Genomic DNA, 7,328 nt, shown 5'->3' on the forward strand with positions numbered 1-7,328 from the left:
CCTCTTTCACGATCTTATCGTCACTCTTTTTCAGGGAAATAACCGCTTTTTTGCTGCTTTCATTCTGCATCCATTCATTAAAATCTGAAGTGCTGCTGTATGCGAGTGTAAAGCCGAGTTCTTCCCATACTTCTGCATCATCAAGGCTTTCTGGCGTTCCTTCTACGTAAATGCTTCCGGCCTCTGTAAAAAGATCTGCCAGCTGAGGAGAGGCTCCTTTTAACGACTTATATAAGGCCTCTTTCCATTCGCTTGATGTGCCGATCACTTCCCCTGTAGACGTCATGACAGGAGAAAGAGCCGGGGAAAGACCAGGCAGTTTAATGTGTGAATAGACAGGTGCTTTTACCGTAAAATACGGCTGCTCGTTGTATTCCTCATATAGTGACAGTGAACAAAACTCACTGCCTAACAGCAGCTGTGTCGCTCGCTGAACAAGAGGTACATCCGTCACTTTGCTGATGATCGGCACTGTTCGCGATGCTCGTGGATTGATTTCAAGCACATAAATCCGGCTTCCTTCTATCGCAAATTGAATGTTGAACAAACCTTTATAATCCATGTTGCGTGCGATGATTTCCGACATGCCGCGGATTTTTTTCTGAACGTCCTCTGAAAGCGTGACGGGCGGAGTGGCCGAAATGCTGTCGCCTGAATGAACACCTGTACCTTCCAGATGTTCAAAGATTCCCGGAATAAAAATGGCACTCCCGTCAGTCAGGCAATCCACTTCTGCCTCTAATCCTATCAAGAAATGGTCGACAAGGACCGGGTATTCTATTTGTTCATCATTGACATAAGCAGCCAGAGCTTCGGCATCCTCAAACACCTTCATTCCGCTGCCGCCGATCACGTAGGATGGGCGGAGGAGAACAGGGAATCCGACTTCTTCGGCACAAGGCAGGACATCAGACTTTTTTGCAGCCGTCTTGCCAGGCACCCTGTCGATCCTGCACTTTTCTAAAAATGCATAAAACCGTTCGCGGTCCTCCATCTGGTCAACAATATCCGCACCTGCACCAAGTACGGCGATTCCGGCTTCTTCGAGTTCTTTTGCCAGATTGATAGACGTTTGACCGCCAAACTGCAGGATCACTTTATCTATGCCTTCAAACTCAAGCACATTCAACACGTCTTCCGCAGTCAGCGGTTCAAAATAAAGGGCATCCGCGATCTCATAATCGGTGCTGACAGTCTCTGGATTGTTATTGATCATGATGGTTTCATAGCCCATATTCTGGGCTGCGATCACACTATGAACACAGCAATAGTCAAACTCTACCCCCTGCCCGATACGGATCGGCCCCGATCCGATCACCGCCACTTTCTTGCCTCTTTTCGGCGCTTTGTCGCTGTTACCTGACCAAGAAGAATAATAGTAGGACGTTCTTGCTTCAAACTCCGCCGCACAGGTGTCAACCATCTTATATGATGGCAAAACTTTGCATTCTTTTCGCTTGCTGCGCACATCGTTCTCGGTGCAGTTCCACATCGCTGAAAGCTGTTTGTCACTGAAACCAAGCTGTTTAGCTCGTGCTAAGATTTCTTCATCCGCTTCAGGCAATGTCAGCTTCTCGAGTTCTATTTGTGCTGTGATAAGACGATTCAGAACGAACAGAAAATAAGGCGTGATACCGGTCTGGCTGATCAGCTTCTGTACATCGTACCCGTTTCGCAAAAGCTGAAGGAGAGCAAACAGCCTTTCCTCTGTTGGTTCTAATGCGATTGAAAGCAACTCTTCTTCCGGCAGCAATTTAAGCCGTTTGAGAAACATCCCGTCTGTTTTCAGCTCGAGCGAACGGATCGCTTTTTGAAAAGCGCCTTCCATCGACCGCTCGATCGCCATCACTTCACCGGTTGCTTTCATCTGTGTGCCAAGCTTTCGGTCTGCTTCGGGAAACTTATCAAAAGGCCATCTTGGAATCTTTACAGTCACATAGTCGAGAGCCGGCTCAAAACTAGCATATGTCGTTCCCGTAACAGGATTTTTCAGCTCATAAAGCTGATAGCCTGCTGCAAGCTTTGCTGCAATTTTAGCGATAGGATATCCCGTCGCCTTTGAAGCAAGGGCAGATGAGCGGCTCACTCTCGGGTTCACTTCGATCAAATAATATTCGTTTGTCGTTGGATGCAGGGCGAACTGAATGTTGCATCCCCCGATAATTTTCAGCTCTTCGATGATTTTAATAGAAGCAGAGCGCAGCATGTGATATTGCTGATCATCAAGCGTCTGGCTCGGTGCGACAACAACAGAGTCGCCGGTATGAACACCGACTGGATCCAAGTTTTCCATGTTGCACACGGTGATGCACGTACCGCTAAAGTCTCGCATAACTTCATATTCGATTTCTTTAAAGCCTGCGATACTCTTTTCTACGAGGCATTGCGAGATCGGGCTGGCAGACAGTCCCTGACGGATAAGAGAAGAAAGCTTTTCTTCATTTTCCGCGATTCCGCCGCCAAAGCCGCCTAGTGTGTATGCCGGGCGGACGATAATTGGATAGCCTGCATATTGTCCGAAATGGAGCGCTTCGTTTTCAGAGTGGACGATCTCACTTTCCGGTACAGGCTCANNCGGTCTTCCGCTTGCATGATCGACTCTACACTCGTGCCGAGAAGCTTAACATTATATTTAGAAAGCACACCTTTTTGATGCAGCTCCATCGCCAGGTTCAGACCGGTCTGTCCCCCTACAGAAGCAAGAATCCCATCAGGCTTTTCTTTTTTGATGATTTCTTCCACACTTTCTACTGTCATGGGTTCAAAATACACTTCATCAGCAAACGTCTTATCGGTCATGATCGTAGCCGGGTTATTGTTGATCAGTACAACAGAAAGACCCTCTTCCTTCAGCGCCTTGCACGCCTGCGTACCAGAGTAATCAAACTCTGCGGCCTGACCGATAACGATCGGCCCTGAACCAATCACGAGCACTTTATGAATGTCATGCTGTTTAGGCATACTGTTTCACCTTCTTCTTGCTGTTTTGAATAGATGTTATAAATTGCTCAAAAAGCTGCTGATGCTCTCTTGGGCCAGGAGCGGCTTCTGGGTGGAACTGTACGGAAAATACCGGCAAATTACGGTGAGTCAGACCTTCTACACTGTCATCGTTCACATTGCGGAAGAGAACATCAAACCCTGTTTCAATTAAGCTGTCTTTCTCTACAACATAGCTATGGTTTTGCGAGCTCATGCTCACCTTTCCCGTTTTCATGTTCATCACCGGGTGGTTTGCGCCGCGGTGTCCGAACTTAAGCTTTTTTGTGTTGCCGCCAAAAGCCAGAGCAAGAATCTGGTGCCCTAGGCAAATACCGAAACACGGATACCTTTCTGCAAGCTTTTTGTATACCGGAAACCATGATATTAATTCTTTCGGATCTCCTGGACCGTTCGAGAACAACAGGCCGTCCGGCTGCAGTTTTTCGATCTGGTGAAACGGTGTGTCATACGGCACTACTGTTACTTTGCATTGATGATCAACCAATGATTGCAAGATTGATTTTTTGTATCCGAAATCAATAAGCACAACATGAAAATTTCCTTTTCCGCTAGCTGAAAAAGTAGAGGAAGCTGCCTGCTTCACTTTAAACGGAACAGTATTTGAAGTTTGAACAGGACTGCTAGATTGCTTATGCATGACAGCCTTCATAGACCCTTCCGTTCGGATAGACTGTATAAGAGTGCGTGTATCGACCCCTGTCATAACAGGGACTTCAGCTTTATTTAAATACGAGAGAAAAGGCGTTTTCCCGTCATTGATATATCCGCTGTATCCCTCAGCAACAATGACGCCCGCCGGCTGAATCTTTTTTGATTCCATGTTTTCTTCTGATATCCCATAATTACCGATCAGCGGATATGAAAACACAACAATCTGTCCTTTATAAGACGGATCTGACAACACTTCCTCATATCCTGTCATTCCGGTAAAAAATACGGTCTCGCCTTCCACGCTTTCATGTCCGCCTTCCCACTGCCCGGTGAACACGGTGCCGTTGGCCAAGGTCAGTAAACCTTTCATGGTGTGCTGCTCCTTTCGTTTATAAAAAAACATATTATTGAATTTTTATTCATTCGTTCGCAAAAAAAATCACGTTGTTTGTTGTAATGTCCTCTGCTTCTCCAAAACCATTTTTATCGTTTCAACAGCCTGCTTGATCTCTTCTATCGTCACCGTAAGCGGAGGCAGCAGGCGGATAACGTTCGTTCCAGCCGGTACTACAAGCAGACCGCTATTCAGAAGTTCATCAGCTATGGCAGATGCACTGATGGTGCACTCTATACCAATCAGCAGCCCTTTTCCCCTGATTTCCCTTACTACAGGATTGTCTGCCAATTCTTCCTGCAGCATATTCATGAGCAAGTTTCCTATGTTTTCTGTATTAGAAAGGAAACCTTCCTGAAAGATCGTCTGTACTACAGCCTTGCCGACCGCACTCGCAAGCGGACTTCCGCCGAAGGTCGTCCCGTGGCTTCCTGGACCGAATGTTTCCCTAAGATAGGATTTTCCGAGCATGGCACCGATCGGATAGCCATTGCCAAGTCCTTTCGCGACAGTTGCAATATCCGGAGTCAAGATTGTGTGCTCATAAGCATACCTTTTTCCTGTCCGCCCTATTCCTGTCTGGATTTCATCGACTATAAGAAGAATGCCTTTTTCATCACACACTTCCTGGACCGCCTCTAAAAACGCAGGCTCTGCCGGTATGATTCCGCCTTCACCCTGAATGACCTCCAGCATGACAGCCGCTGTGTTTTCATCAGCTTCGTTTAGTAAAGCTTCGCTGTCATTAAACGGAAGGATGGCGAACTCAGAAACCATCGGACCGTATCCAGCTTTAATTTTTTCCTGGCCTGTCGCTGACATCGCGGCAAACGTGCGCCCGTGAAATGACTGCTGAAACGTAATGATTTTATTTTTTCCTGTATGCTTTTTGGCCAGCTTGATCGCTGCCTCGTTTGCTTCCGCTCCGCTGTTGCAGAAAAAAGCAAGATCGAACGGGGTGTTTTGGGTTAAAATTGCGGCAAGCTCCTCCTGCAGTGTGTTTTCAAACAGATTGGAAACGTGCCAAAGCTTTTCTCCCTGCTCTTTTAAAGCGTTCAGCGGCGCTTCGTGTCCGTGTCCGAGGTTAACAACTGCGATGCCGCTCGTAAAGTCCAAGTAAGACTTGCCGTTCTCATCGATCAGTGTTGTGCCTTTCCCCTCAGCAAAAGAAACCGGCTTTCTCGCGTATGTTGGAAATAATGAACTCATACCGCAATGCCCTCCTTTTGTATCGTTGTTCCATTAAGAGCAGTTCCCGCAATACTGACGCTCTTAATTCCATTGTCCAGGCAGTTAAGAGCAGCCTCTACTTTCGGTATCATGCCGCCGTATATCGTACCATCTTGGATCCAATTTTGTATTTCCTGTCTTGTCGCTTTTTTGATAAGCTGTTTATTTTCCATCAGCCCTTCTACATCTGAGATGAATGTGATCTGGTCAGCAACAACTGCAAGTGCTACAGCTTCTGCGGCAACATCAGCGTTAATGTTGACGGCATCGCCATTTTCGTTCATACCGATCGATGAGATGACCGGGATGAAGCCGCCTTGCAGCATATGCCTCAGAAGCCGGCCATTCGTCTTTTCCACTTTTCCGACCATCCCGTATCTGCTTTCATCTAGAAGGGAACATTGGAGCAATTCAGCATCGCTTCCCGATAAACCAACTGCGTCAAATCCTGCCTTGTTCAGCCGGCGGACAAAAGAAGTGTTGACACTGCCAGCGAGCGTCTCCTCCACAGCTTTCATCGCCTGTTTGCTCGTCACTCTGATGCCGTCTACTTTTTCAAAGGGAATGCCGCAAGAATCAAGCTTTGCTGAGATATGAGGGCCGCCCCCATGGACAATGATAATATCCTGCCCGATCGACTTAAGGTGTGCCAGTGCTTCATAAAAGTGGTCATTCAAATCAGAAAGCACGCTGCCACCTGCTTTTATCACATGTCTCACTGAATATCGCTCCTTCCTTACGTGCGGTAGCTCGCATTGATCTGCACGTAGTCGTATGTGAGGTCACAGCCCCAAGCAGTGCCGTACCCCTCAAGATTTCCTGCTTTAACTTCGATCAAAATTTCATGATGTTTTAAGTAATCGATCACATCCTGCTCTGAAAAAGAAACAGGCATGCCTTCCTTCACCACACATACTGGACCGATATAAATTTCCAAGCTGCCGATGTCAATCGGAACACCGCTGTAGCCGACGGCAGCCATTACCCTGCCCCAGTTGGCATCACAGCCAAACACCGCTGTTTTGACGAGAGGAGATCCGACAATTGTTTTCGCTATCTTTCTTGCATCTTCGTCTGTTGCTGTGCCAGTGACCTTTGTCTCTATAAGCTTTGTCGCGCCTTCTCCATCCTTGGCGATCATCTTCCCAAGATCTTCACAGACGATCCGCAAAGCTTCCTGAAAAACTCCCCAATCTTTGTGTCCCGGCTTAAGCGTGCTGTTCTCTGCACATCCATTGGCAAGGATGAGCACCATGTCGTTCGTCGATGTATCTCCGTCAACCGTGATGCAATTAAACGTACGGTCTACCGCATTTTTCAAGGCTTCATGCAGAGCCTCGGGTTCTATAGATGCGTCCGTCGTAACAAATCCAAGCATCGTGGCCATGTTTGGGTGTATCATTCCTGAACCTTTAGCAGTCCCTGAAATGGTCACTTCTTTTCCATCCACTTCGAATCGATACGTCGTATTTTTCATCACCTTATCAGTCGTTAAGATGCTTTGTGAAAAGTCGATCGAGCTTTTGAGAGTAGAATCAGCTTGAATAGATTGAATTCCACTTCTAACAGTGTCCATCGGCAGCATTTCTCCGATTACACCTGTTGAAGCAACTGCGGTAAGATGGTCACTGATCCCGAGCTTTTGTGAAACAAGACTTCTCATCTCATACGCATCCGCCATGCCTTGAGTACCTGTGCATGCGTTCGCGTTTCCGGAATTGACGATAACAGTCTGAAGCAGCTGCTCTTTTGAGATGCTCTCTTTTGTTACAGTCAGCGGGGCTGCCTGGATCTGGTTCGTCGTATATACTGCTGCAGCTGATGCTTGAACATCACTGACGATCAGGCCGAGATCAAGCTTCTTATGCTTGATGCCGCAATGAATCCCGCCGGCACTGAATCCTTTTGGCGCGGCGATGTTATGTCCGTTCACTTTTTGAATAACGTTTTCAGATACAATCATTTTATCCTCCTAAGGAAACTGAGGGATCAGCTGCAGCCCAGCTGTTTCGTCGAGATCCATCATGATGTTCATGTTATGAAGCGCCTG

At 47.1% G+C, this 7,328-nt stretch carries 4 protein-coding genes and 1 pseudogene; all 5 read right to left on the reverse strand.

Annotated features, from left to right (window positions below; genetic code table 11):
- Positions 1-2,961: pseudogene (gene carB / locus CGZ90_RS17910) on the reverse strand (carbamoyl-phosphate synthase (glutamine-hydrolyzing) large subunit); the annotation flags it as partial.
- Positions 2,954-4,024: a carbamoyl phosphate synthase small subunit gene (locus tag CGZ90_RS17915; RefSeq protein WP_094253909.1), complete on the reverse strand. Its 1,071-nt coding sequence runs from the start codon at positions 4,022-4,024 to the stop codon at positions 2,954-2,956. The pseudogene carB and the gene CGZ90_RS17915, both read right to left, overlap by 8 nt.
- Positions 4,025-4,093: 69 nt before the next feature.
- Positions 4,094-5,257, reverse strand: a complete 1,164-nt coding sequence (gene argD, locus CGZ90_RS17920) for an acetylornithine transaminase (RefSeq protein ID WP_094253910.1) — start codon at positions 5,255-5,257, stop codon at positions 4,094-4,096.
- Positions 5,254-5,997, reverse strand: coding sequence for an acetylglutamate kinase (gene argB / locus CGZ90_RS17925; protein ID WP_165766902.1), 744 nt, complete (start codon positions 5,995-5,997; stop codon positions 5,254-5,256). The genes argD and argB overlap by 4 nt, the downstream gene beginning before the upstream one ends.
- A 17-nt stretch (positions 5,998-6,014) precedes the next feature.
- Entirely contained in the window at positions 6,015-7,241 is a 1,227-nt protein-coding gene (argJ, locus tag CGZ90_RS17930; protein ID WP_094253912.1) for a bifunctional ornithine acetyltransferase/N-acetylglutamate synthase, read from the reverse strand.
- Between the last annotated feature and the right edge of the window lie 87 nt (positions 7,242-7,328).

The sequence above is a fragment of the Fictibacillus aquaticus genome (assembly GCF_002245695.1).
Lineage (GTDB): Bacteria > Bacillota > Bacilli > Bacillales > Fictibacillaceae > Fictibacillus > Fictibacillus aquaticus.